Source organism: Pseudomonas sp. AC252, assembly GCF_979258105.1.
The window spans coordinates 4,807,614-4,834,278 of sequence record NZ_OZ409837.1 but is presented as its reverse complement, the minus strand read 5'-3'; the positions used below and the strand labels follow the sequence as shown (position 1 = coordinate 4,834,278).

At 61.3% G+C, this 26,665-nt stretch carries 18 protein-coding genes and 1 pseudogene; 11 read left to right on the top strand and 8 right to left on the bottom strand.

Annotated features, from left to right (window positions below):
- Positions 1-87 precede the first annotated feature (87 nt).
- Positions 88-600, bottom strand: a complete 513-nt coding sequence (locus ACZZZ4_RS22175; RefSeq protein ID WP_016774631.1) for an MgtC/SapB family protein — start codon at positions 598-600, stop codon at positions 88-90.
- 123 nt (positions 601-723) lie between these two features.
- Between ACZZZ4_RS22175 and ACZZZ4_RS22170 the strand changes: the two genes are divergently transcribed.
- From ACZZZ4_RS22170 to mapR, 3 genes are all read left to right on the top strand, one after another.
- Complete coding sequence (locus tag ACZZZ4_RS22170; RefSeq protein WP_129998671.1) at positions 724-972, top strand: DUF3203 family protein; 249 nt, start codon at positions 724-726, stop codon at positions 970-972.
- Positions 973-1,168: 196 nt separating this feature from the next.
- A complete protein-coding gene (ccoG, locus tag ACZZZ4_RS22165; protein WP_463548780.1) occupies positions 1,169-2,599 on the top strand; it encodes a cytochrome c oxidase accessory protein CcoG in 1,431 nt (476 codons plus the stop codon).
- A 130-nt stretch (positions 2,600-2,729) separates the two neighbouring features.
- Positions 2,730-4,139 carry a GntR family transcriptional regulator MpaR gene (mapR, locus tag ACZZZ4_RS22160; protein WP_463548779.1) on the top strand — a complete coding sequence of 470 codons (1,410 nt, stop codon included), beginning with the start codon at positions 2,730-2,732 and terminating at the stop codon, positions 4,137-4,139.
- A gap of 132 nt (positions 4,140-4,271) precedes the next feature.
- Here mapR and ACZZZ4_RS22155 read toward each other — a convergent pair whose 3' ends face one another.
- From ACZZZ4_RS22155 to tpx, 7 genes and pseudogenes are all read right to left on the bottom strand, one after another.
- Positions 4,272-5,018 (bottom strand): SDR family oxidoreductase, encoded by a 747-nt coding sequence (locus tag ACZZZ4_RS22155; protein WP_130887336.1) that lies wholly within the window; start codon positions 5,016-5,018, stop codon positions 4,272-4,274.
- A gap of 119 nt (positions 5,019-5,137) precedes the next feature.
- Positions 5,138-7,219 (bottom strand): putative bifunctional diguanylate cyclase/phosphodiesterase, encoded by a 2,082-nt coding sequence (locus ACZZZ4_RS22150; RefSeq protein ID WP_415762552.1) that lies wholly within the window; start codon positions 7,217-7,219, stop codon positions 5,138-5,140.
- 616 nt (positions 7,220-7,835) lie between these two features.
- A complete protein-coding gene (locus ACZZZ4_RS22145; RefSeq protein WP_415762553.1) occupies positions 7,836-9,305 on the bottom strand; it encodes an efflux transporter outer membrane subunit in 1,470 nt (489 codons plus the stop codon).
- Complete coding sequence (locus tag ACZZZ4_RS22140) at positions 9,302-12,409, bottom strand: efflux RND transporter permease subunit (RefSeq protein ID WP_415762554.1); 3,108 nt, start codon at positions 12,407-12,409, stop codon at positions 9,302-9,304. The genes ACZZZ4_RS22145 and ACZZZ4_RS22140 overlap by 4 nt, the downstream gene beginning before the upstream one ends.
- A 136-nt stretch (positions 12,410-12,545) precedes the next feature.
- A pseudogene (locus ACZZZ4_RS22135) lies at positions 12,546-15,648 on the bottom strand (MdtB/MuxB family multidrug efflux RND transporter permease subunit).
- Positions 15,645-16,949, bottom strand: coding sequence for an MdtA/MuxA family multidrug efflux RND transporter periplasmic adaptor subunit (locus ACZZZ4_RS22130; protein ID WP_129998667.1), 1,305 nt, complete (start codon positions 16,947-16,949; stop codon positions 15,645-15,647). The pseudogene ACZZZ4_RS22135 and the gene ACZZZ4_RS22130 overlap by 4 nt, the downstream one beginning before the upstream one ends.
- 174 nt (positions 16,950-17,123) lie before the next feature.
- On the bottom strand, positions 17,124-17,624 hold the full coding sequence (gene tpx / locus ACZZZ4_RS22125) for a thiol peroxidase (protein ID WP_463548778.1): 501 nt from the start codon (positions 17,622-17,624) through the stop codon (positions 17,124-17,126).
- A gap of 515 nt (positions 17,625-18,139) precedes the next feature.
- Between tpx and ACZZZ4_RS22120 the strand changes: the two genes are divergently transcribed.
- Genes ACZZZ4_RS22120 through ACZZZ4_RS22085 form a run of 8 tightly spaced genes read left to right on the top strand, consistent with a single transcriptional unit; the run spans position 18,140 to position 26,640 of the window.
- Positions 18,140-19,090 carry a SphA family protein gene (locus ACZZZ4_RS22120; RefSeq protein ID WP_463549305.1) on the top strand — a complete coding sequence of 317 codons (951 nt, stop codon included), beginning with the start codon at positions 18,140-18,142 and terminating at the stop codon, positions 19,088-19,090.
- Positions 19,091-19,112: 22 nt separating this feature from the next.
- Positions 19,113-20,093: an AAA family ATPase gene (locus ACZZZ4_RS22115; protein WP_016774619.1), complete on the top strand. Its 981-nt coding sequence runs from the start codon at positions 19,113-19,115 to the stop codon at positions 20,091-20,093.
- Complete coding sequence (locus tag ACZZZ4_RS22110; protein ID WP_463548777.1) at positions 20,090-21,025, top strand: DUF58 domain-containing protein; 936 nt, start codon at positions 20,090-20,092, stop codon at positions 21,023-21,025. Before ACZZZ4_RS22115 ends, ACZZZ4_RS22110 begins: the two co-directional genes overlap by 4 nt.
- Positions 21,022-21,621, top strand: a complete 600-nt coding sequence (locus tag ACZZZ4_RS22105; protein WP_463548776.1) for a DUF4381 domain-containing protein — start codon at positions 21,022-21,024, stop codon at positions 21,619-21,621. Before ACZZZ4_RS22110 ends, ACZZZ4_RS22105 begins: the two co-directional genes overlap by 4 nt.
- On the top strand, positions 21,608-22,600 hold the full coding sequence (locus ACZZZ4_RS22100) for a vWA domain-containing protein (RefSeq protein WP_463548775.1): 993 nt from the start codon (positions 21,608-21,610) through the stop codon (positions 22,598-22,600). The genes ACZZZ4_RS22105 and ACZZZ4_RS22100 overlap by 14 nt, the downstream gene beginning before the upstream one ends.
- A gap of 1 nt (position 22,601) precedes the next feature.
- Positions 22,602-24,182, top strand: coding sequence for a VWA domain-containing protein (locus tag ACZZZ4_RS22095; protein WP_463548774.1), 1,581 nt, complete (start codon positions 22,602-22,604; stop codon positions 24,180-24,182).
- Positions 24,179-25,621: a BatD family protein gene (locus ACZZZ4_RS22090; RefSeq protein ID WP_463548773.1), complete on the top strand. Its 1,443-nt coding sequence runs from the start codon at positions 24,179-24,181 to the stop codon at positions 25,619-25,621. The genes ACZZZ4_RS22095 and ACZZZ4_RS22090 overlap by 4 nt, the downstream gene beginning before the upstream one ends.
- Positions 25,618-26,640, top strand: coding sequence for an HAD family hydrolase (locus ACZZZ4_RS22085; protein WP_463548772.1), 1,023 nt, complete (start codon positions 25,618-25,620; stop codon positions 26,638-26,640). Before ACZZZ4_RS22090 ends, ACZZZ4_RS22085 begins: the two co-directional genes overlap by 4 nt.
- Positions 26,641-26,665: the final 25 nt, after the last annotated feature.

Sequence of the window (26,665 nt, the reverse complement as noted above, 5' to 3'; positions counted from 1 at the left end):
CTCTGCGTCCCATCCAGAGCCGAACGCGCAGCGTCCGTTGAGGCATTCCCACGCGGAGCGTGGGAACGATCATCAGTTGGCGCTGAGTCAGAGGTGGTCGTTCTTGTCGACGTCCTTTTCGAACACTCTCACCACGTACGGCATCACACTGAAAATCGCCAACGCCAGAATGGTACTGAGCAACGCCGTCGCTTCCTTGCCCAGCCCCGCTGCCACACCGATCGCCGCCGTCATCCATAACCCTGCCGCCGTGGTCAGGCCTTTGACGTGAGCTTCGTCGCCCTGCTGATTTTTCAGAATGGTCCCGGCGCCGAGAAAGCCGATCCCGGCAATCACACCCTGCAGCACGCGACTCATCGCATCGGATTCCGCCCCCGAGGTCTGTGGCACCAATACAAACAACGCCGCGCCCAGCGCCACCAGCATGTGCGTGCGCACGCCCGCTGCCTTGCCTTTATGTTCGCGCTCGAAACCAAGAATCCCACCGAGAATCGCCGCCATCACCAGACGTACGGTGATCCGGGTCATTTGCGAAGCGTCGCCGATGTCGGCAAATTCGGCTTGCATCGTGGCCCACACTTCATCCCACCAGTCTTCCATCGTGCCTCCCTTGTTATTGGCTTGATAAGCGATGGACAACAGCGACCATTAATCGGTTGCGCAGAACGAACGGCGCTCTGCGCTTCCTAATATGCAGACCCAACCGGAAAAAGGACTGCCGCCATGCCCGTTCGAATCGATGAATCCAACCCCGAGCAGAAAGTGTGTTTTTTCACAGTCGAACATGGCGAGGAAATCCGCATCTGCGACACCCTGGAAGTCATGACCGATAGCGACAAAGCCATGTCGTACGTGGACATCGAAGGCAAACGCACCTACATCACCGAAGCAGAAGCGGATGCCTTGACCGTGGCCGGGGCCAAGGACGGGCGCAAACATCTGAAGGCCGATGACAGTGATTCGGTGGTTTGATTGATCTCGATCAACACCCGACGCAGACGCCTGCAATAGGCGTCTGCGCCTTGCCTGGCAGGTTGCTTCAAGTTGTCGCAGGCATTTCGCCAAACCTCATCTGATCCGCTTTTTATTGCCAAACCTGAGTCTGTTCTGCAAACAGATGGGCGCTCATAGTGCATCGGGCCTGATGGAGGCTGATGAGCGAACGACCATGAGCGAGCAAATCCCCGTCCGAACCGTAGAAACATCGCCAACGATAAAAAGCGTACCCGCGCGCCCACTGAAAGCGACCAGCGGATCCACTGACAAGCAGATTCACACCCGCAGCTTTACCGGCCTGTTCCGCAACTTGCGCATGAGCGGCACCGGCGTTCTGTTCGTGCTGTTCTTCGGCACCGTGTGGCTTAACTGGGGCGGTCGGCAGGCGGTACTGTGGGATCTGGCGGAAAGCAAATTCCACATCTTTGGCGCGACGTTCTGGCCGCAGGATTTCATTCTGCTCTCGGCGCTGCTGATCATCGCCGCGTTCGGACTCTTTGCCATTACTGTGTTCGCGGGTCGCGTCTGGTGCGGTTACACCTGTCCGCAGAGTTCGTGGACGTGGATCTTCATGTGGTGCGAAAAGGTCACCGAAGGCGAGCGCAACCAGCGCATCAAACTGCAAGCCGCCCCCTGGAGCCTGAACAAACTGGCACGCCGTGCCGCCAAGCACACCTTATGGCTGGCAATCAGCGTGATCACCGGCCTGACCTTCGTCGGCTACTTCACGCCGATCCGGCCGCTCTCTGAAGAGCTGCTGACCCTGCAGATAGGTGGGGTCAGTTTGTTCTGGGTGCTGTTCTTCGCTGCCGCCACCTACATCAACGCCGGTTGGCTGCGTGAGGCGGTGTGCATGCACATGTGCCCGTATGCGCGGTTCCAGAGTGTGATGTTCGACAAGGACACGCTGACCATTGCCTACGACGCCGGCCGCGGCGAAAACCGGGGTCCGCGCAAGCGTGACGTGCGCCCGGTCGAAGCCGGCCTGGGCGATTGCATCGACTGCCAATTGTGCGTGCAGGTCTGCCCGACTGGCATCGATATCCGCGATGGTTTGCAAATGGAATGCATCGGCTGCGCAGCCTGCATCGATGCTTGTGATTCGATCATGGACAAAATGCATTACCCGCGCGGCCTGATCCGCTACAGTTCCGAGCGCGAATTACAAAGTGGCAAAACGCATCTGCTGCGCCCGCGTTTGATTGACTATACGGCGGTGTTGTTGGTGATGATCGGCGCGTTGGCACTGGCATTGATCGAGCGGCCGATGGTGTCGCTGGACGTGACCAAGGATCGCGGGCTGTTTCGTGAGAACGCCCAGGGGCAGATCGAGAATATTTATTCGCTCAAAGTGATCAACAAGACTCAGCAACGGCAGGATTACCGGTTGAGTCTGGTGGATGGCGACGGGTTTGAGTTGCAGGGCAAAACGGCACTGAGCCTGGCGCCCGGGGAGATTGTCGATGTGCCGGTGTCGGTGGCGATGACCACCGAGCGCCCTACGAGCAGTTCGCAGACGTTGAGTTTCAGGGTTGAAGACAGTGACGAGCCGCAGGTATACAGCGTGGCGAAGAGCCGGTTTGTCGCGCCGATGAATCGCTGATTGCCCTTAAACTGCGGTGCTTTCATTCGCGAGCAGGCTCGCTCCCACAGGAAATCGCGGTCGTTGTGGGAGCGAGCCTGCTCGCGAATGGAGGCGACGCGATTCCTTATAGACCCCATTCGGATCCACCATGAAACGCTACGAAAAATTCGCCGACGACATCGCTGAACTGATCCGCTCCGGCGTTCTCGGCCCCGGCCAGCGGGTGCCGTCGGTGCGCTATGCCAGCCAGACTTACGGGGTCAGTCCGTCGACAGTATTCCAGGCCTATTACCTGCTCGAACGTCGCGGTCTGATCCGCGCCCGGCCGCGCTCCGGTTACTTCGTCAACGCCCACACGCCGAGCGCATTCTCCGAGCCGGTGATCAGCAGCCAAGTCAACGAATCCACCGAGGTTGACGTCAGCGAACTGGTGTTCTCGGTCCTCGATTCGATCAAAGACCCTAACACCGTGCCGTTCGGCTCGGCCTTCCCCAGCCCGACGCTGTTCCCCCTGCAACGTCTGTCGCGTTCCTTGGCCAGCGCCGCGCGGGAGATGGATCCGCGCATGGTCGTCACCGACATGTCGCCGGGCAACCCCCAACTGCGTCGGCAGATTGCCCTGCGCTACATGGTCGGCGGGCTGATGCTGCCGATGGAAGAGCTACTGATCACCAACGGCGCCCTCGAAGCGCTGAACCTGTGCCTGCAAGCGGTGACCGAGCCCGGTGATCTGGTGGCCATCGAGGCTCCGGCGTTTTATGCCTGCCTGCAAGTGCTCGAGCGGCTGAAGCTCAAAGCCGTGGAAATCCCCGTGCATCCGCGTGACGGCATCGACCTCGGCGTGCTCGCGCAAACTCTGGAACGTCATCCGATCAAGGCCTGCTGGTGCATGACCAGTTTCCAGAATCCGATGGGCGCGACCGTGCCCGAGGCGAAGAAACAGGAACTGGTCGAACTGCTGCGTCAGCATCAGGTGCCGTTGATCGAGGACGACGTCTACGCCGAACTCTACTACGGCCAGCACGCGCCAAAACCGGCCAAGGCCTTCGACACCGAAGGCCTGGTCATGCATTGCGGCTCGTTCGCCAAAAGTCTCGCGCCCGGTTATCGCATCGGCTGGGTGGCGGCCGGGCGTTTCGCGCAGAAGATCGAGCGACTGAAGCTGATGACCTCGCTGTGCGCTTCGATGCCGGCGCAAGCGGCGATTGCCGATTATCTGCAACACGGCGGCTACGATCGGCATCTGCGCAAACTGCGTTATGCCCTGGAAGAACAACAGAGCGCGATGCTCGCGGCGATTGCTCGGTATTTTCCGGCGCAGACCCGCGTCAGCCAGCCGGCGGGCGGCTATTTTCTATGGCTGGAATTGCCGGAGCAGATGGACTCGCTGAAATTGTTTCAAATGGCATTGGCACAAGGCATCAGCATCGCGCCGGGGCCGATATTCTCGCCGACCCAGCGTTTCAGAAATTGCATTCGCTTGAATTACGGTAGCCCGTGGACCGAGGAATCGGAAAAGGCCATGGAGACTTTGGGGCGGATTGTGCGGTCGTTCTGATAAACAGAGGTTGCCTGCACTGGCCCCTTCGCGAGCAGGCTCGCTCCCACATGGGGTCTGTATTCACAAATCAACTGTGGGAGCGAGCTTGCTCGCGAAGAGGCCGGTATTAACGACAAAAAGCTCAAAGCCCTACCGCCCACCCCCCAAATCAACAAACGTCCCGGTCGCATACGAAGCCTTGTCCGACAGCAACCAGACAATCGCCTCCGCTACTTCATCCGGCCGCCCGCCGCGGGCCATGGGTATCGCCGACTCGAGCTTGCTGACCCGATCCGGGTCGCCGCTCAGGGCATGGAAGTCGGTATAGATGTAGCCCGGACGCACGGCATTCACGCGAATGCCCTCGCCCGCGACTTCTTTCGACAGGCCGATGGTGAACGTATCGAGCGCCCCTTTGGACGCGGCGTAATCAACGTACTCGTTCGGCGAACCGAGGCGAGCCGCGACCGAGGATACGTTGACGATGCTGCCGCCCTGCCCGCCGTGTTTGGGCGACATGCGCAGGATCGCGTGCTTGGCACAGAGGATCGGCGCCAGCACGTTGGTTTTCATGATTTTGAGGATGCGGAACTCGGACATTTCATCGACCCGCGACTTTTGCCCCACGGTGCCGGCATTGTTGACCAGCGCGGTAACCCGGCCCAGTTCATTGTCGACGCGCTGAAACATCGCGATCACTTCGTCTTCGATACTGACATCGGCGCGAACCGCGATGGCCTGAGCGCCCAAGGCGCGAACCTGCTCGAGTACGCTGTGTGCGGCTTGCTCATCCGACTGGTAGTTGATGCAGATCCGGTAGCCCTGTTCGGCTGCCAGCAATGCCGTAGCCGCGCCGATTCCGCGCCCGCCACCGGTGATGACAATGACTTTATCCATGCTGGCCTTCCCCCACGTGCACACGTAACAGTCGGGGGAAGAATAACTGCGATTGGCGGGTTTTGCATGTGGCGCCTATCCGGGCGCCTTCGCGAGCAAGCTCGCTCCCACAGGGTCTCTCAGACCACCGCCAGCCGTTGCCCGCGCACGATGTCCTGCATGAAGCGCTCCGCCGGCATCGGGTGGCCAAGCAGATAGCCCTGCAGCGAATCACAGCCCAGTTTGGTCAGGAAATCCTGTTGCGCGCCGGTCTCGACACCCTCGGCGACAATCCGCAAGTCCAGGGCCTGCCCCAGCGCGACAATCGCCGAGACGATCGCCGCATCATCGCTGTCATGTTCCAGATCACGGACGAAACCGCGATCGATCTTCAGCTCATTGGCCGGCAAGCGCTTGAGGTACATCAGGCTGGAATAACCGGTGCCGAAGTCGTCGATCGACAGGTCGACGCCCATGTCCGACAGCTCTTGCAGCACGGTCATGCTCGCATCGGCGTCGCTCATCGCCGTGGTTTCGGTGATTTCGAGCGTCAGGCTGTTGGCCGGCAGATGATGAGTCGCCAAGGCCTTGGCCACGCTTTGCACCAGCCCGGCATGGCAGAACTGCAAGGCCGAGAGGTTCACGGCGATGCGCCAGTCGGTGTAACCGAGCACGTACCATTCGCGCATCTGCCGGCAGGCTTCGTTGAGCACCCATTCGCCCATCGGAATGATCAGCCCGGTTTTCTCCGCCAGATCAATGAACTTGTCCGGCATCAACATGCCGTGCAGCGGATGCTTCCAGCGCAACAGCGCTTCGGCACCGACCGGACGGCCATTGGCGGCGTCGAATTTGGGCTGGTAATGCAGGCAGAACTGGTTGTGCTCAATGGCCGCGCGCAGGTCCTGCAACAGTTGCAGTTGTTTGCGCGCGTTGGTGTTCATCGACGCATCGAAGAAGCTGTAGCCGTTCTTGCCGCCGCCCTTGGCGTGGTACATCGCGGCGTCGGCGTTCATCAGCAGCTCTTGGGCGTTGTCGCCGTTGCCCGGATACAGCGCGATGCCGACGCTGGCGGAAATCTGCAGGTCATGTTCGGCGACGCGGAAGGTGCGGCCGATCAGACCAACCTGACGCGCGGCCAGGCTCAAGGCGTCATTGGGCTCGCTCAAACGCACCAGCAGAACGAATTCATCGCCGCCGATCCGTGCGAGTGTGTCCTGGCTGCGCAAGTCTTCACGCAGACGAATACCGACCTCGCGCAGCAATTGGTCGCCCATGTGATGGCCGAACGCATCGTTGACCGGTTTGAAGCCGTCGAGGTCGATGAACATCAAGGCGAAGCAGCCGCCCTGCTCCTCAACCTTTTTGATCGCCTGATTGATGCGGTCGTCGAGCAACATGCGATTAGGCAGACTGGTCAGCGGATCGTGCAAGGCCAGTTGGGTGAGTTCGCGATTGGCCACGGTCAACGAGTGCGCCAGATCGGCGGTGCGCGCTTCGAGGCGAGCGTCGAGAATCGAGGTCAACAAGGCGATCGACAGCACCGCCAGCGTGGTCACTACTACCAGACTATCGAGGCCGTTGCCCTTCAAGCCATTGAGCGTCGCGCCGCAGAAACTGCCGTCAGGAAACTGCGCAGCGGCCATGCCGGTGTAGTGCATGCCGACAATCGCCATGCCCATGATCACCGCCGCGCCAGCGCGAATCAGCCGCACATAGGGCGATTGCTGGCGCAGGCGAAAGGCAATCCACAACGCTGCTGCCGAAGCTCCGACTGCGATCAGCAGGGAGGCGCTGAACAGCGTAGGGTCGTAATCGATGCCGGGAGTCATGCGCAGCGCGGCCATGCCGGTGTAATGCATGGCGCTGATGCCTGACCCCATGATCAGTGCACCGAAGGCCAGTTGCGCCAGGGGCAGTTTCGGCTGGCTGACAAGCCATAAAGCAAAGCCGCAGGACAGCACCGCGATCAGCAGCGACAACGCGGTCAGGGCGAAGTCGTAACCCAGGTCGATCGGCAATTTGAAGGCGAGCATGCCGATGAAGTGCATTGACCAGACGCCAACGCCCATCGCAAACGCCCCGCCCGCCGTCCAGAAATGCACGGCCCGGCCTTTCGCCGTGGCGATGCGCCCGGTCAGGTCGAGCGCCGTGTAGGAAGCGAGGATCGCCACGCACAACGATATGAAAACCAGGGTGAAGGAGTAGCTGCCGATGAGCATGGAGGTTCTCGTGACAAGCCGAAACCGTACTGCTTCCATTCTCGGTCGGGCAAATGCGGCGATTGTACTGATTGCGCGGAAGAACGCACTGACAAAGTAACCAAATTGCCATCAAGCCGATGAAACGCTTGTTCGATCGTCCTACAAGGCTCTGCGGTGGGCTTTAAGCCACCTTCGGCAAGCGATCTCAAGCCGCCCACAAATCCCCTGTGGGAGCGTTCAGCCACCCATCATTCTCCGAACGCGAATCCCTTGTGGGAGCGGGCTTGCTCGCGAAAGCGTCGGCACATTCAACATCTCCCTCGACTGATCCACCGCTTTCGCGGGCAGGCTCGCTCCCTCAATTTTCAGCGTCCAGCCACCCATCATCATTCGAACGCGAATCCCTTGTGGGAGCGGGCTTGCTCGCGAAGGCGTCGGCACATTCAACATCTCGCTCGACTGATCCACCGCTTTCGCGAGCAAGCTCGCTCCCACAATGGATCGGGGGCAAATCAACGATCTCCAGTGCAACGCGAATCCCTGTGGGAGCGGGCTTGCTCGCGAAAGCGTCGGCACAAGCACCATCGAAGTTGCCTGGTCAACCGCTTTCGCAAGCAGGCGCGCTCCCTCAGGTTCAGCGGTTGTCGCTGACGTCGAGTTGGCCGTCCCAACCGCCGCCCAGTGCGGCGATCAGCTGCACACTGGCAATCAACCGGTTCTGCAGAATATTCAGCACGCTGCGCTCATTGCTCAGCGCCGTGGCCTGCACCACTACCACATCGATATAAGCGATCAGCCCGGCCTTGTACTGGTTTTCCGTCAGACGCAGGGAATCGCGGGCGGCGTCCAGCGCTTCCTGGCGCACCGCAGCTTCGTCTTCATACACCTTGAGCTGGACCAGGTAGTTTTCCACTTCGCGGAATCCATCGAGCACGGTCTGGCGGTAGCGGGCGACGGTTTCGTCATAGGCCGCTTCGCTGCGATCGACCTCGGCCGAACGAATGCCGCCGTCGAACAGCGGCAACGACAGCTGAGGGCCGACCGACCAGAAACGGTTCGGCAGACTGATCAAATTCTTTGACGTGCTACTGCTGTAGCCGCCGCTCAGACTGAGGGTCAGGTCCGGGTAATACGCGGCTTTCGCCACGCCGACATTGGCATTGGCGGCGATCACCGAGCGCTCGGCCGAAGCGATGTCGGGACGGCGCTCCAGCAATTGCGAAGGCAAGCTCAGCGGCACTTGCGGCAGCTTCGGGATGCTCTCGCTTTCGGCGATGCTGAAGTTCGCCGGTGCTTCGCCAGTGAGCACGGCGATGGCGTTTTCAAACTGGGCGCGCTGCCAGATCAGGTCGACCAGATCGGCCTGGGTGCTTTTCAACTGGGTTTGCGCCTGCGCCACCGCATCGCGCCCGGAAACCCCGGCGCGGTACTGGTTCTGGGTCATTTTCAGCGAACGCTCATAAGCAGCGACGGTGGCCTCAAGCAAACGCTTCTGCTGATCAATAACCCGCAGTTGCAGATAGTTCTGCACCAGCTCCGATTGCTGACTCAGACGCATCGCCGCCAGATCGGCAAAACTCGCCTGCGCGTTGGCCTCATCAGCCTCCAGCCCACGGCGCAGTTTGCCCCACACGTCCGCTTCCCAACTGACGCCCAGTTGCGCGGTGTAGGTATCACGAATACCGCTTGAGGAACTGCTCAGGCTCGAGCTGCTGCTGCCGGTGCCCTGACTGGAGCGGTTCTTGCCCAGACTCAGGTCGACACTGGGGTAAAACGCCCCGCGCGCACTGCGCACCAGCGCCTGCGCCTGGCGGAACTGCGCTTCGGACTGGGCAACGGTCTGGTTGGCGCTGTTGAGTTTCTCGATCAAGGCGTTTAGCTGTTGGTCGCCGTACAACTCCCACCAGGCGCCACGGGCCAGCGAGTCGCTGGGATTGGCCTGACGCCAGCCCTCGGCTTCCTTGAACTGAACGATTTCGGCAGTTTGCGGGCGCTGATAGTCCGGACCGACAGCGCAAGCGCTGAGCAGCGCTACGCACAGTGACAGGCTCAACAGGCGCGAGCCGCGCGCGGTGGCCAATTGGATAAGCGAACGGTCAGTCATAGCGGAGTTTCCAGAGCGGCATCAGTGCGCACGCCGCGCCATTTATTGAAACGATGGCGCAGCTTGTCGAGATAAAGGTAAACCACCGGGGTGGTGTAAAGGGTCAGGACCTGGCTGAACACCAGGCCGCCAATGATGGTCAGGCCCAGCGGCTGGCGCATTTCCGCACCCTCGGCGCGGCCGAGCAGCAGCGGCAAGGCGCCGAGGATCGCCGCCAGCGTGGTCATCAGAATCGGTCGCAGGCGTTGCAGGCAGGCGCTGCGGATAGACTCCAGCGGCGACAGGCCCTCATGCCGCTCCAGTTGCAGCGCCAGATCGATCATCAGGATGGCGTTTTTCTTCACCACGCCGATCAGCAGGAATATCCCCAGCAGGGAAATCAGGCTGAACTCGCCGCCCAGTGCATAAATCGACAGCAACGCGCCAACCCCGGCCGAGGGCAAGGTCGAAAGAATGGTCAGCGGGTGAATGTAGCTTTCATACAGCACGCCGAGCACCAGATACACGGCGAGCAGCGCACCGAGGATCATGAACGGCTGGCTCTTCTGCGTCGCGGCGAAGGCGTCAGCGGTGCCGGCCATTTTCGCAATCACGTCCTCCGGCAGGCCGACCTTGGCGATCGCCCGTTCGATGGCGGCACTGCCCTGCTCCACGGTCACGCCTTCGGCCATATCAAAGGAAATGCTTTCGGACGCAAACTGGCCTTCATGACTGACCCGGTCGTTTTCCAGGCTGTTTTCGTAATGGGCAAACGTCGACAGCGGCACTCGCGCGCCGTCAGCGGTAATCACCTCGACCTGCTTGAGCGTCACCGGATCCTGGGCGTATTTCGGATTGACCTCCATCACCACCTGATACTGGTTGAGGCTGTCGTAGATCGTCGAAATCTGCCGCTGGCTGTAAGCGTTGTTGAGCACGGCGGTGACCATGTTCATGTCGACCCCCAGGCGTTTGGCCTGATCGCGGTCGACAATCAGTGTCACCTGCTGCGCCCCGGCACCTTCGCGGGCATCGATGGCGGTCAGCTCGGGCAAGGCACGCAACGCGCTGACCACTTTCGGAAACCACTTGCGCAGCTCGGCGAGGTCACCGCTTTGCAGGATGTAGGTGTACTGCGAACTGGTCTGTTCGCGGCCGCCGCCAAATTGCAGGTCCTGGTCGGCCATCAGCATCAACTGTGCACCGGGGACCTTGGGCATTTCCTTGCGCAAGCGCTCGATGACTTTCTGTGCCGACAGTTGGCGTTCCTTGATCGGCTTCAGCCGCACGATCATGAAGGCGTTGTTGGTGCCGTTGTTGCCGCCGATGAACCCGGCCACGCTTTCCACCGCTTCGTCCTTGAGCACGGCGCGGCGGAAGGTTTCCATTTTCGGCTGCATGACGTTGAACGACAGACCGTCATCGCCACGCACGAAACCGATCAACTGGCCGGTGTCCTGCTGCGGCAGGAAGGTTTTCGGCACCACCACGTAGAGCGCAACGTTGACGCCAACGGTGAGCAGCAGGCTGAACAAGGTCAGCCGCCGATGACGCAACACCCAGTCGAGGCTGGTGGCGTATTTGCCGACCATCCAATCGTTGGTTTTGTGGCTCCAGCGTTGCAGGCGGTTTTCCTGGCCCGGCGTGTGTGGTTTGAGCCAGCGCGCGCAGAGCATTGGCGTCAGTGTCAGGGAAACCACCAGCGACACCACGATCGCCGCCGCCAGGGTGATGGAAAACTCGCGGAATAGACTCTCGACCAGCCCGCCCATGAACAGAATCGAGAGGAACACCGCCACCAGCGAGACGTTCATCGACAGCAGGGTAAAGCCGACTTCCTTGGCCCCGAGGTACGCCGCCTGCATCGGTTTAACGCCTTCGTCGATATGCCGGGAAATGTTTTCCAGCACCACGATGGCGTCATCCACCACCAGACCGGTGGCCAGGATCAGCGCCATCAGCGACAGGTTGTTCAGCGAGAACCCGTACAGGTACATCACCGCAAAGGTGCCGACCAGCGACACTGGCACCGCCAGGGTCGGGATCAGCGAGGCGCGGAAGTTACCGAGAAACAGGTAGACCACCAGTACCACCAGGGCGACGGCGATCAGCAAGGTCATCTCGGCTTCATGCAGCGTGGCCTTGATTACCGGCGATCGGTCCATGGCCAGATTGAGTTTGACGCTGGCCGGCAGCACCGCTTGCAGCGCCGGCAACTGCGCCTTGATCTCGTTGACCGTCTCGATGATGTTGGCGCCCGCCTGACGGTTGATCACCAGCAATACCGCCGCGTCGTCGTTGAAGAAACCGCTGTTGTAACGGTCTTCAACGCCATCGCTGACTTTCGCCACATCCTTGAGACGCAATGCGGCGCCGTCGGCGTAGTGAATGATCAGCGACTCGTAATCCTTGGCTTTCTCGAGCTGGTCGTTGGCCTGGATCTGCCACAGACGCTGGCCATCCTCGACCGAGCCCTTGGGTCGGCGCACGTTGGCGTCGGCAATGGTCTTGCGCACATCGTCGAGAGCCACGCCGTACTGGTTCAGGGCCTGCGGTTCGAGCTCGATGCGCACCGCCGGCAGCGAACTGCCACCGATCTGCACTTCACCGACGCCCTGCACCTGCGACAGGCTTTGCGAGAGGATGGTCGAGGCCAGATCGTAGAGTTGACCTTTTTCCAGCACGTCCGAGGTCAGCGACAGCACCATGATCGGCGCCTGCGACGGGTTGACCTTTTTATAGGTCGGCATGCTGCGCATCCCGCTTGGCAGCAGATTGCGCGAAGCATTGATCGCCGCCTGCACTTCCCGCGCCGCGCCGTTGATGTCGCGGTCGAGATCAAACTGCAGAATGACCCGCGTCGAACCCTGACTGGAGCGGCTGCTCATGGTGTTGACGCCGGCAATCGCACCGAACGAACGCTCCAGCGGCGTCGCCACCGTCGAAGCCATCACCTCCGGACTGGCGCCCGGCAGACTGGCCTGGACGACAATCACCGGGAAATCCATCTGCGGCAGCGGCGATACAGGCAACAGACCGAAGCTGACACCGCCGAGCAACATGATGGCCAGGGACAGCAGCATGGTCGCCACGGGGCGTTTGATGAAGGGACCTGAAAGATTCATGCGCTCCAGTCCCTACCGCTGAATCCTGTGGGAGCGGGCTTGCTCGCGAAGAGGCCGGCACATCCAACATGTGTAGCGGCTGACACAGCGCTTTCGCGAGCAAGCCCGCTCCCACAGGAGTTGAGCGTTCCGCCAGTCATACCGCGACCTCTTCACCGTCGGCTTTGGATTTGCCAAAGCGCCTTCCGAGGCGGTCGAAGTACAGGTAGATCACCGGCGTGGTGAACAGCGTCAACACCTGACTGACGAGCAACCCCCCAACCATCACCAGACCCAGCGGCTGACGCAATTCAGCCCCTGAACCTGTCGCCAGCATCAGCGGCACCGCGCCGAACAACGCTGCCAGTGTGGTCATCAGAATTGGCCGGAAGCGCAGCAGCGCCGCTTGATAGATTGCCTCTGCCGGGGCCATGCCCTGGGTGCGTTCGGCGTCGAGAGCGAAGTCGATCATCATGATCGCGTTCTTCTTGACGATACCGATCAGCAGGATGATGCCGATGATCGCGATCATCCCCAGGTCGTTGCCGCTGAGCAGCAACGCCAGCAAGGCACCGACGGCGGCGGACGGCAAGGTCGAAAGAATGGTGATCGGGTGGATGTAGCTCTCGTAGAGCACGCCGAGCACGATGTACATGGTCACCACCGCCGCCAGAATCAGCAGCAAGGTGCTCGACAGCGAAGCCTGAAACGCCTGCGCCGCGCCACTGGAATTGAGTCTGCACGCCGACCGGCATGCCGATGTCCTGCTGCACCTGCTCGATGATGTCTACGGCATGCCCCAACGCCACGCCCGGCGCGAGGTTGAACGACATCATCACCGCCGGGAACTGGCCGATGTGAGTGATCGCCAACTGCGCCTGGCGCTCTTCGACATGCGCCAGACTGGACAGGCGCACCTGCGCGCCGTCGGTGGTCTTGACGTGGATCTGGTCCAGCGCCTGCGGGCCGATCTTCTCCCCGGCCTGGGCTTGCAGCACCACGCGGTACTGGCTGGCCTGAGTGTAAATGGTCGAAATCTGCCGCTGGCCGAACGCGTCATACAGTGCATCAGTGATGTTTGCCACCGACACGCCGAGGCGTGAGGCTGCATCACGGTCGATCACCAGATAGACCTGCAAGCCTTTGTCCTGAAGGTCACTGGCCACGTCGGTCAATTCCGGACGCTGCGCCAGAGCCTCGACCAGACGCCCGCTCCACTGACTGAGCAATTCGGAATCCGGCGACGACATGCTGAACTGGTACTGCGTGCGGCTGACCCGATCCTCGATGGTCAGGTCCTGCACCGGCTGCATGAACAGGCGAATGCCAACCAGTTTGTCCAGTTTCGGTTGCAGGCGTGCGATCACTTCGCTCGCCGTCAGATCACGCTCGCCGTGGGGCTTGAGGTTGATCAGCAAGCGCCCGCTATTGAGCGTGGCGTTGTCGCCGTCGACGCCAATGTACGACGACAGGCTCTGCACCGCCGGATCTTCGAGGATGATCTTCGCCAGTTCCTGCTGCCGCTCGCCCATCGCCGCGAAGGAAATCGATTGCGGCGCTTCGGAAATGCCCTGAATCACCCCGGTGTCCTGCACAGGAAAGAAGCCCTTCGGCACGATCACATACAGAAACACGGTCAACGCCAGTGTGCCGATCGCTACCAGCAAGGTCAGCGGCTGATGCTTGAGCACCCAGCGCAGCATCCGCCCGTATTCCTTGATCATCCAGTCGATGAACCCACCGCTGGCGCGATAGAACCGGCCTTGCTCATGTTCTTGCGGTTCACGCTTGAGCAGGCGCGCGCACATCATCGGCGTCAGGGTCAGCGACACGACCAGGGAAATCAGGATCGCCACGGCCAGGGTGATGGCGAATTCACGGAACAGGCGCCCCACCACATCGGCCATGAACAACAGCGGAATTAATACGGCGATCAGCGACAGGGTCAGGGAAATCAGAGTGAAGCCGATCTGTTTCGCGCCCTTGAGCGCGGCTTGCATCGGACTGTCGCCTTCCTCGATGAAGCGCGAAATGTTCTCAAGCATGACGATGGCATCGTCGACCACGAAACCGGTGGCAATGGTCAGCGCCATCAAGGTCAGGTTGTTCACCGAGAAACCGGCGAGGTACATCACGCCAAAGGTGCCGATCAACGACAGCGGCACGGCTACCGAGGGAATGATCGTCGCACTGGCGCGGCGCAGAAACAGGAACGTGACCATGACCACCAGCGCGATGGCGATCAGCAGCTCGTGTTGCACGTCGGTGACCGAGGCGCGGATGGTCTGCGTGCGATCCGTCAGCACAGTGACGTCGAGGCCGGCCGGCAGGTTATCGGTGATGCTCGGCAGCAAGGCCTTGATGCGGTCAACCACTTCGATGACGTTGGCGCCAGGCTGCCGCTGGATGTTCAGCAGGACTGCCTGATTCTGATTGGCCCACGCGGCCAGACGCTCGTTCTCGGCGCCATCTACGATTTCGGCGACGTCCTTGAGCCGCAGCGGTGCGCCGTTCTTGTAGGTCAGGATCAGGTTGGCGTAGTCCTCGGGCGAGGTCAGTTGGTCGTTGGCATCGAGCATCGACACCCGGGTCGGGCCATCGAAGTTGCCTTTCGGCTGGTTGACGTTGGAAGCGCCGATCAGCGTGCGCACATCCGACAGGTTGAGGCTGTTGGCCGCGAGCGCTTCGGGGTTGACCTTGATCCGCACGGCCTGACGCTGACCGCCGGCAATGCTGACCATGCCGACGCCGCTGATCTGGGCGATTTTCTGCGCCATGCGCGTATCGACCAGATCATTGAGCTTGGGCAGCAGCATGGTTTTCGAGGTGATGGCCAGAGTCAGCACCGGGGTGTCCGCCGGGTTGACCTTGTTGTACACCGGCGGCGCCGGCAAGTCGGTCGGCAGCAGGTTGGTCGCGGCGTTGATCGCGGCCTGCACCTGCTGTTCGGCGACGTCCATATTGATGTCGAGGCTGAAACGCAGGGTCAGCACCGAAGCGCCGCCGGAGCTGGTCGAAGCCATTTGCGTCAGGCCCGGCATCTGCCCGAACTGGCGTTCAAGCGGTGCGGTGACGGCGCTGGTCATTACGTCCGGACTGGCGCCGGGGTACAGGGTCATGACGCGGATGGTCGGGTAATCGACCTGCGGCAAGGCCGAAACCGGCAGCAGGCGATAAGCGATCAGGCCGGCCAGGACAATGGCCAGCATGCTCAGGGTGGTGGCTACCGGACGGAGGATGAACAGCCGCGATATGTTCATGCGCCCTTCTTGGCCTTTTCAGCGGTGGTCGCATCGGGATTGGCGGCGGATTTGCCTTGCAGGTGTTCGGTCGGCGAGGTCGGCACTTCGCTGCTGTCATTGACCACTTCGACTTCGCTGCCCTCCTTCAGGCGATCGGTGCCTTCAAGCACAACGCGATCGCCCGCGGCGAGGCCTTCGGTGACCACGGTGTTGTCACCGTCGCTGGCACCGATTTTCAGTTGGCGAATGGTGACTTTCTTGTCGCCGTCCAGCGCATAGACGAAGGTGCCGTTGGTACCGAACTGGATCGCTGCCGACGGCGCCAGCACTACACCTTTCAGCGTGTCTGCCAGTAAATGGACGTTGACGAACTGATTGGGAAACAGCGACTGGTCGCGATTGTCGTAGCGAGCCTTGAATTTCAAAGTGCCGGTAGCGACGTCGATCTGGTTGTCGAGGCTTTGCAGCACGCCAGTGGCTTGCAGCTTGGTGTCGCCGCGATCCCAGGCTTCGGCAGGCAACTTGGCGCCGCTGCGGTAACGGGCCAGCACGGTGTCGAGGCTGTTTTCCGGCAAGGTGAAGGCCACGCTGATCGGTTGCGTTTGGGTGATCACTGCGAGGAACGTGGTGTCGTTGGCGGCGACGAGGTTGCCGACGTCGACCTGACGCAGACCGACGCGGCCGGCAATCGGCGCGCGGATCTTGGTGAATTCGAGATTGAGCTTGGCGTCGTTGACCGCTGCCTGATTGGTCTTGACCGTGCCCAAGTATTGGCCGACCAGCGCTTCGGCGGTGTCGAGGGTCTGTTTGGCGATGCTGTCTTCTTTATACAGCCCACGATAACGCTCGACGTCGACCTGGGCGTTTTTCAGTTGCGCCTGATTCTGCAGCAACGTGCCTTCGGCCTGGAGCAGAGCATTCTGGTAAGGACGCGGATCGATCTCGGCCAGCAGGTCGCCCGCCTTGACCATCTGCCCTTCTTCGAAATGAATCTTGACCAGTTCGCCGCCCACCCGGCTGCGCACGTTGATGGTATTCAGCGCGGTGACCGTGCCCAGCGCCTTGTAATACAGCGGGAAGTCGCCCTTCACCGCCGGCGCCACACGCACCGGAATCGGCCCGGTACCGCCGCCGAAGCCCGGCCGCATCATGCCCGAGCGCCCGGTATGCCCGGCGGCCGCTTTGTCGCCACCCGCCTTGTCCGCAGAGCCGGCGGGCCAGAATTTCCAGCACAGGACGGCGATGACCAACAGGACAAGCAGGCTGATCAGCCAGCGACGGGATTTGCGGGGGGACGATTGCATGGAGTTATTGACCATTGGGCGCGTGGGCTTCTATTACGGGAGGCTGAACGATAAGCACTGAGTGGATTTAAGCAAAGCAGCTTTACCGGCAATTTACCTTCCACTTACGTTTCAAGGTGTGAGGCAAAACCCTGATACACAAATGAAAACGGCCTGGACAGGGCCAGGCCGTTGACAATTGTAAAAGCCTTACTTGAGAACGGACAGTGCCGCTTCGTAGTTAGGCTCCTCAGCGATTTCCTTGACCAGTTCGCTGTGCAGGACGTTGTCGTTTTCGTCCAGCACCACAACGGCGCGAGCGGTCAGGCCTTTGAGCGGACCGTCGGCAATGGCCACGCCGTAGTTTTCGATGAACTCGCTGCCGCGCAGGGTCGACAGGTTCTGTACGTTTTCCAGACCTTCAGCACCGCAGAAGCGCGCCTGGGCAAACGGCAGGTCAGCGGAGATGCACAGCACCACGGTGTTGGCGAGTTCGTTGGCCTGGGCGTTGAACTTGCGCACGGAGGTGGCGCAGGTCGGGGTGTCGACGCTTGGAAAAATGTTCAGGACTTTGCGCTTGCCGGCGAAGTCTTTCAGGGTGACGTCGGACAGATTGCCGGCTACCAGGGAAAAGGCTGGCGCCTTGGAACCGGCTTGTGGCAACTGGCCGTTGACTTGAACCGGATTGCCTTTGAGGGTGACTTGAGCCATGACTTGAGTCCTTCTGTTTTTTGATTGGAAAGCATGCAAGAGGCGGAAGTTAACCACGAAATCGGCTGACGACCTATGCCCTGTTGGAAATTGTTGGGTGCTCGGCGGTGAGATTGTATACAAGTCCCGTGGAAGCGAGCCTGCTCGCGAAATCAGGTGTCGATATCAGAAACGTGTGTCAACTGGACTACCGCTTTCGCGAGCAGGCTCGCTCCCACAAAAGTTTGCAGCGCCGCCCCAACCACCTTCGATTCAGCTTGGCTCCGACCATTAGAAGCGTGATGTGCGCACCCCGCCGCCCGCACCAACGAATTAATTCCTTCGACTGGCTAACCCCCGATTAGCTGCTAGTTTCAGAAGGACGAGTCCTACAGGCTTGATAAGCAAACGGACAACGCAGTAGCGGCGCAACAGTGCTCTGTTGTCCGGAAAAAACACCATGGAATCGGGAAATGACCTGCAGTCGAGCCGGGAATAGAGGATTTCTGCCGGGACCGGGTGGCGCGGCGTTCGCCATGCTCAAGCCACGGAGCGGGCGTCTCCTCCTCTCTCTGTGCCTGGGCGTCAGCCCACCGCTGTTCGCTGCGGAAGGTGGCGTCGGGCGGCCGATCACGGGTCAGCAAGTGTTCGCCAATGCTGGCGTCGTGCCGCCGGAGCCGGGCTGGGTAATGTCGTTGACCAGCATCTGGTACGACGGCTCGCTCAAGGGCAGCGACGGCGCACCGATTTCCGGCGCGATCAGTGGCGGGATCGACATGAAAGTCTCCTACACCATGGCCAACTTCACCCATGTCTGGAACACCGGCAAGGGCCGCTGGAATTTCGCTTCGGCAATGGGCCTGCCGGTGCAATACACCGACATCAAGGCGAGCATCACCGGCCCGCGCGGGCGCACGTTGGGTGACAGCGATTCCGGCACGCAGTTTGCCGATGCGCTGATCACCCCGATCGCCGCCGGTTATCACTTCGACGAACGCAATCATCTCTCGCTGTCACTGCCGATCTACGTGCCGACCGGTGCCTATAACAAGGATCGCCTGGCCAACCCCGGACAGAACAACTACACATTCATGCCGACCGTGGCTTTTACCCACCTCGACGGCAAGGGCGGCGAGTTCACTGTGTCCAGCGGGCTGGAGTTCTACACCGAGAACGACGCTACCGACTATCGCAACGGCAACATCTTCACCCTCGACGCCCTCTGGACTCACGGCTTGGGCAATGGCTGGAGCGCCGGACTTGCCGCCGGCTACGTGCAGCAACTGACCGACGACAAAGGCCAGACCGCCGATGTCTTCAATGGCTATCGCGGCCGTTCGGTAGGCGCCGGCCCGGTGATTGGCTGGGCCGGAACATTCGCCGACGCCCAGGCCAACATCAGCGCGCGCTGGGTGCCCGAGTTCGACACCAAGAACCGCCCCGAAGGCAACGGCTTCAGCGTCAATCTGACCCTGGCGTTTTTCTAGACCCGGACACAAAGGACTGCCCATGACTGCGCTCACCGACCTCAACGCCCTGCAAGCCAGCATCGCCGAAGCGGTGCTCGGTCAGGATCAAGTCATCCGGCAGATTCTGCTCGGGCTTTTGGCCAATGGTCATTTGCTCCTGGAAAGTCTGCCCGGGCTGGCCAAGACGCGCACGGTCAAGGCACTGGCCAAACACCTTGATGCGAAGATGAGCCGCATCCAGTTCACACCCGACCTGTTGCCCTCGGACATCACTGGCGCCGAGGTGCTGCACCAGGTCGAGGGCAAAAATGAAATCCGTTTCCAGCCCGGCCCGCTGTTCGGCAATCTGATCCTTGCCGACGAAATCAACCGCGCCCCGGCCAAGGTTCAGGCGGCGCTGCTCGAAGCCATGGAGGAACGCCAGATCACCGTGGCCGGCAACAGCCATGCCCTGCCCGAGCTATTCATCGTGGTGGCGACGCAGAACCCGATCGAGCAGGAAGGTACTTATCCGCTGCCGGAAGCGCAGATGGACCGTTTTCTGATGAAGGTGCTGCTCGATTACCCCAGTGCCGAAAACGAAAGCCAGGTGTTGCGCCTGCTGCGGAACGAAGAGTTTGCCCAGGGTGCCAGCACCACGCCGGTGAAGAATTTCACTTTGCCGCAGGAGGTGATTTTTGCTGCGCGCAAGGAAGTCAGCGCGGTGCACGTTTCACCGGCGATCGACACTTATCTGATCGACCTGATCAACGCCACCCGCCACCCCGCCGACTACGACGAAGACCTCGCACGCTGGATCGCCATTGGTGCCAGTCCCCGTGGCGGCATTGGCCTGGACCGCTGCGCCCGCGCCGATGCGTGGTTGCAGGGACAGGATTTCGTCTCGCCGGACAACGTCCGCGCCGTGGTCCATCCGGTGTTGCGCCATCGTTTGCAGCTGAGCTACGACGCCGTTGCCGATGGCGTCAGCGCCGATCAGGTGCTCGACCGGATTCTCGACAAAGTGGCGATTCCCGCATGAACGACGAAGGCTTGGTCTACGTCTCTCTCGCGCAATTGATGGCGCTGGAGTTCGAGGCCCGAGACCTGAGTTTTCTTGCCCGGCAGCCGCAGGGCAGCATCCTCGCCGGCAACCACGCCTCGCGGCTTCGCGGTCGCGGGCTGAATTTCGACGAGTTACGCCGCTATCAACCGGGCGATGACCTGCGCCACCTCGACTGGCGCGCTTCGTTGCGTACCGGCAAACCGGTGGTGCGCACCTTCACCGAAGAACGCGACCGCCCGGCCCTGATCGTGGTCGACCAGCGCATGTCGATGTTCTTCGGCTCGCAGCGCAGCTTCAAATCGGCGGTCGCCGCCGAACTCGCCGCGCTGGCGGCGTGGATGGTTTTTCATACCGGGGATCGGGTTGGCGGTCTGGTTTTCAACGATCAGCGCATCGACAGCATCGCGCCGTTACGCAGTCGCAAACGTGTCGAAGCGCTGCTCAGCCGTGTGGTGCAGCACAATCGCGCGCTGAACGCCGGCAATCCCGACGCCGAAGATGAGGACCAACTGGACAAAGCCTTGCAGCGCTGCCTCGGTGTGGCCGGGCACGACCATTTGATCTGCATCGTCAGCGACTTTGCCGGCGCCGGAGAGCGCACCTTGCAACTGATGCGGCAGCTGTCGGCGCACAACGATGTGATTGCCTTGCAGGTCTATGATCCGCTGGCGCTGAAACTGCCGAACAATGGTCGGTTGCTGGTGACCCAGGGCGAGTTGCAGGTCGAACTGGCGATCGAAAAACGTAACGTGCAGCAGCCGCTGGAGGATTTTCTCAGCGGCCGGCTCAAGGACGTCGCCAGCCTGCTGCGCCGCAGTCAGGTACCGCTGATGATGATCAGCACCGCCGAGGACGCCCATGGGCAACTGCGCGCCGAACTGGGCAAAAGTGCCGGACGCCCGCGATGACCCCGAACATCCCTGGTATCGATCAGCTCAAGGAGCTGGCCCTGCCCGCGCCCGTCAGCTATGCGCCACAAACGTGGGGCTGGTGGTTATTGCTGGCGACGCTGATATTCGCCGCGCTGTTGATCGGCCTGCGCAGATACTGGCAATGGCGCCGCGACCGCTATCGCCGTGAAGCACTTGCCCGACTGGCACAGTTGCGCGACCGCAGCGACGACCTCAATGCCCTGCGCGAATTGCCTGAGTTGCTCAAACGCACGGCCCTCTCCATGCCCACTGGATCGCGGCGCTGGAATGCATTCCCTGTGGGAGCGAGCCTGCTCGCGAAGACGTCAGCGCATGCAATACCTCGATCCACTGACACAGCGCCATCGCGAGCAGGCCCGCTCCCACAAGGCCCGGCGGCGCTTGGCAGAGATGAATGGCAGGAATTTCTGCAACGACATTGCAAAAACAGAATGCCCGCCGACTTCAGCAATCAACTGGCCCAACTCGCCTACGCGCCGGACCCCGTATTGCGCGCCCTTCCCGCAGCGCAACGGCAAATGCTCTTCGACAGCTGCCAATACTGGGTGGAGCATCACCATGTGGCAGCTTGATTACCCCTGGCTGTTGCTTCTGCTGCCGCTGCCTTGGCTGGCTTACCGCTTTTTGCCCGCCTATAACGAAGCCCGCAGTGCCGTGCGCGTACCGTTTTTCGGCGCGATGAGCCGCGCGGTCGGCGAAGCGCCGGGCAACGCGGGCAGTCGGCGCAATCGCTGGCAACTGCTGCTGAATGTGCTGGTGTGGGCGCTGATCCTGCTGGCCGTGTCGCGTCCGGTGTACGTCGAAAAGCCGATCGAACGCCAGCAACCGGTGCGCGACCTGATGCTCGCCATCGACCTTTCGCAGTCGATGGAGACCGAGGATTTCGCCAATGCTCAGGGCGAAAAAATCAATCGTCTGGCGGCGGTCAAAGACGTGGTGCAAGGCTTCATCGACAAACGCAAGGACGACCGCATCGGCCTGATCGTATTTGGCAGCGGTGCCTATCCACAGGCTCCGCTGACCCTCGATCACGCCAGCCTGTCGTTGTTGCTGGCCGATACCGGGATCGGCATGGCCGGCCCCAACACGGCGATCGGTGACGCGATCGGGCTCAGCCTGAAATTGCTCGACAAGGCCCATGAGCAGGAAAAAGTCCTGATTCTGTTGACCGATGGCAACGACACCAGCAGCGCCATTACGCCGGATCACGCCGCTGAAATGGCGGCCAACAAAGGCGTGGTCATTCATACCATCGGCATTGGCGACCCCGACGCTTCCGGCGAAGCGAAGGTCAATCTGCAAGGCCTCGAACAGATCGCCAATACCACCGGCGGCCGCTTCTTCCGCGCCGAAGATCGCGCGGCACTGGATCAGGTCTACAACACCCTCGACCAGCTCACCCCGCATCAGGTGAAAACCCTTAGCCATCAGCCGCAGCGGGAATTGTTCTACTGGCCGCTGGGCGCAGCTCTGCTGTTGTTGGCGTTGTATCAGCTCGGCGCCCTTTTACGGCCGAACCTGACGGTTGCGCGGCAGCAGCAGGAGGCCTGATATGGAGATCAATCTGAGCGATTTCCACTTCCTGCGCCCGCTCTGGCTGTTGCTTGCGCTGTTCGGCGTAATGCTGCCTCTGATCTGGCGCCGCAGCCGCGACCTGCAAAAACGTCTGCGCGGTAATATCGCGGAACACTTGCTGCCGCACCTGTTAATCACGCCGCAGGATCACCAACGTCTGCGCCCGGTGCATTTGCTCTGCGCACTGCTGGTTCTCGGCGCCCTCGCCGCGGCCGGGCCGACATGGGAACAGGATCGCCCGGACTTTCTCGAGAACCGTGCGCCGTTGATCGTTGCCGTCGACCTTTCGCCGTCGATGGACGCCAACGATGTGCAGCCGACGCGGCTGGAGGCGGTCAAGCACAAGCTGCATGATCTGCTTCAACGTCGCGCCGCTGCACGAACCGCACTGATTGCCTATGCCGGCAGCGCGCATCTGGTGTTGCCACCGACCGACGATCCGGCGTTGCTCGACAGTTTCATCCAGGCCTTGGGCACGGGCTTGATCGACAAACCCGGCAAGAACGTCGCCGCCGTGATCGATCACGCGAAACGTTTGCTCAGCGCCGAGAACACCCCGGGCAGTTTGCTGTTGATGACTGACGGTGCCGACACCACGCAACTCGATGATTTGCAAAAACACCTCGACGGCAGCGCCTTGCAAGTTCTGGTTCTGGCGGTGGGCAGCGAAGACGCGGGCGTCATCACTACCGCCAGCGGCCAGCCGAAAATCGACAGCAGCGGGCGTCCGGTGCTCGGCAGCTTCGATCAAGCGGGCCTCAAGCAATTGGCCTCGGCCGTCGACGCGCCGCTCGGCAGCCTGACCCTCGACAACGATGACCTGGAGTGGATCGAGTTGCACGCCCGGCAACACTTCCAGAGCGCCAGCGCCGATCAGCGCGAGTTGCACTGGAAGGACGCCGGTTACTGGCTCTGCTGGCCGTTGTTGTTACTGGCGCTGTTCAGCGTGCGCAAAGGCTGGAGCGTCAACTGGATGCCAGCGCTGGTTTTGGCCGTAGGGCTGGGCTGGCCTGCGGCGCCGGCGCAGGCCAACGCCCTCACCGATGCCTTTTTCACCCGCGACCAACAAGGCCGCTGGGCGTTTGAACATGATCGTTTGCCCGAGGCGGCGGCGCTGTTCGTCGACCCCTACTGGAAAGGCGTCGCGGCCTATCACGCCGCTGATTACGACTTGGCAATGGCGACCTTTGCCCGCCTGGACACGCCGCAGGCGTATTTCTATCTGGGCAACATTTACGTGCGCCGCTTCAAGTTCGAGCAGGCGATTGCCGCCTACAGCCAGGCGTTGAAACTGCAGCCGCAATTTCCTCAAGCGACCGCCAATCTGGCCTTGGCTCAGGCACTGCTCAAGGACACCGAAAGCGCCGAGAAAAACGCTCCACAAACCAAACCCGACGAAGTCAAATTCGACAAGACGCCCGGGAAAGGTCAGAGCAAAAAGATCGAGACCCAGCAGGCCGCGTCCGACGCGCTGTGGCTGGAGAACCTGACCACCTCGCCGGCGAAGTTTCTCAAGCAGAAGTTCAGCTTGCAGGATCAGCAGGGAGACCGGCCATGAACCTCCGACACCTGAGCGCCGCCATCGCTGGTAAGCCAGCTCCCACAGGGAATTTCTGTGTAGTTGCAAACTTTGTGAAGATTGCTGTGATTTGTGGGAGCTGGCTTGCCAGCGATGGCGGCAGAACAATCACCGCAAAACTCAGCGCACTGCTGCTGACCAGCCTGCTGTCTCTGAATGTTTTTGCCGCCCCAGCGCAACTGAAGGTCCAGGCTCACCTCAACCCCAGCGAAGGCGCGATGGTCGGCGGTCTGGTCGAACTGCAACTCGACGTCCTCACCGATACCTGGTTCACCAGCGCCGCCGCCCTGCCCGATCTGCAACTCGACGGTGCGCTGGTGATGCCGCCGAACGGCCAGGCGCAGCATCTGAACCAGACCATCGATGGCCAATCGTTCAATGGCTTGCGCTATAGCTATCTGATCACGCCCAACGTCGCGCGCAGTTTCGATATCCCGGCGCTGACCGTACGCGCCAGACTGGGCCAGGCCACTGAAGAAATCAGCGCACAAAGCCAGCCGCTGAGTTTCAGCGCCGCCCAGCCGCCCGGTTTCGCGCCCGGGGAGACGCCTTTGGTCGCGAGCGGGTTGCGCTTGAAACAGGTCGTTACACATTCGGCGATGCCGCCGAAAGTCGGCGACAGCATCACCCGTGAGCTCACGTTACAGGCTGATGGCGCGCTGGCGATGGCGCTGCCCATTCCGACCTTCAGTGATGTCGCCGGCTTGAGTCGCTACGCGAAGACGCCACAAGTCAAAGCGCTGGATGACGGTCGCGGCAATATCCTCGGCGGTCAACGCGTCGACAGCGCCAGTTATCGCATCGACAGCGCCGGTACTTACACCTTGCCGGCGATCCGCGTGAAATGGTGGGACTCCGCTGCGCGGCAGATCCGTAGCGCTGAGGTGCCGTCCGTGAGCTTCGAGGCCGCGGCCAACAATGCCTATAAACCGGTGTTTGCGCTGGCCGAAGACCTCAGGCAACTGCAACAGAATCACTTGCAGTTCTCCAGCCGCTGGCTGCTCTGGCTGGCGCTGGCGGTCGGCCTCGCCGTCAGTGTGTACTTGCTGTGGCCCGTCGCCGTTCGCACCCATCGACGCTGGCTCGCCCATAAACGGGCGAAGCAATTGGCCTGGCAGCATTCGGCCGCTTTCGCCTGGCAACAGATCGACCCGCAACTGCAAGCCAGACCCGCGCAACTGACCGCGCTGTACCTGTGGCTGCGGCGCAGTCGTCTGGGCTTGAAACTCACGGGCGCCGGTCCGCGTTTGCAGGGTCTGTTACGCGGGCTTTACGGCCGTCAGTCTGCCGTCGATCAAACACTTGTTCAGCTGCACCAATCGTTGTCTACGCTTCAAAGTCAGGTCGCCCGGCAACAGGCGAAAGACGCACCGGCCCTGCGCCCGCTCAACCCTGTGCATGAGAAGGATTTCCCATGATCAATCCGTTGCTGCTGCGCCAACGTTTCGGTCTTGCCCTGCTGCTGACACTGGCCTTGCCCCTGTTGGTACAGGCGAATGAACCGCTGCCGTCATGGAACGACGGCCCCGCGAAGAAGAGCATCATCGAGTTCGTACAGGCCGTGACTGACCAGAGCAGCAAGGACTTCGTCAAACCGGCCGAGCGCATCGCTGTGTTCGACAACGACGGCACGTTGTGGAGCGAACAACCGGCGTACTTCGAATTGCTGTTTGCCTTCGACGAGGTCAAGCGCACCGCGGCACAACACCCGGAATGGAAAACCACCCAGCCGTTCAAAGCGGTGCTGGAAAATGATCACCAAGCCCTCGCCGCATCGGGCATGGAGGGTTTGCTGAAGATCGTCGGCGCCACTCACGGCGGCATGACCACCGAAGCCTTCGACGACTACGCGAAAACCTGGTTCAGCCAGGCCCGCCACCCGAAAACCGGCAAGCCCTACACCGAAATGATCTTCCAGCCGATGCTGGAAATGCTCGACTACCTGCGCAGCCAGAACTTCAAGACCTACATCGTTTCCGGTGGCGACACCGGCTTCATGCGCGCCTTCGCCGAGAAGGTCTACGGCATCCCGCCGGAACAGGTGATCGGCACCACCTTCGTCACCTCTTACCAGTTCAAGGACGGCACAGCCTCCATCGTGCGCACACCGAAAGTCGCGCACAACGACGACGGCCCGGGCAAGCCCGTGAGCATCGACGCCGTGATCGGTCGGCGGCCAATTCTGGCCTTCGGTAATTCCGACGGTGATTTGCAGATGCTGCAGTGGACCGCCGCCGGGCCCGGCAGGCGCTTCATGGGGCTGGTGCACCACACCGATGCCAAGCGCGAGTGGGCATATGACCGGCAATCGAATATCGGCCGACTCGACAAGGCCCTCGACGAAGCGAAATCCCGTGGCTGGACGGTGGTGGACATGGCGTCGGAATGGCGCCGGATCTATCCGTTCGATCCACCGGCAACCGAGCAGGTGCAATAAGAAAGCGTGATGCAGGAGAGCAATA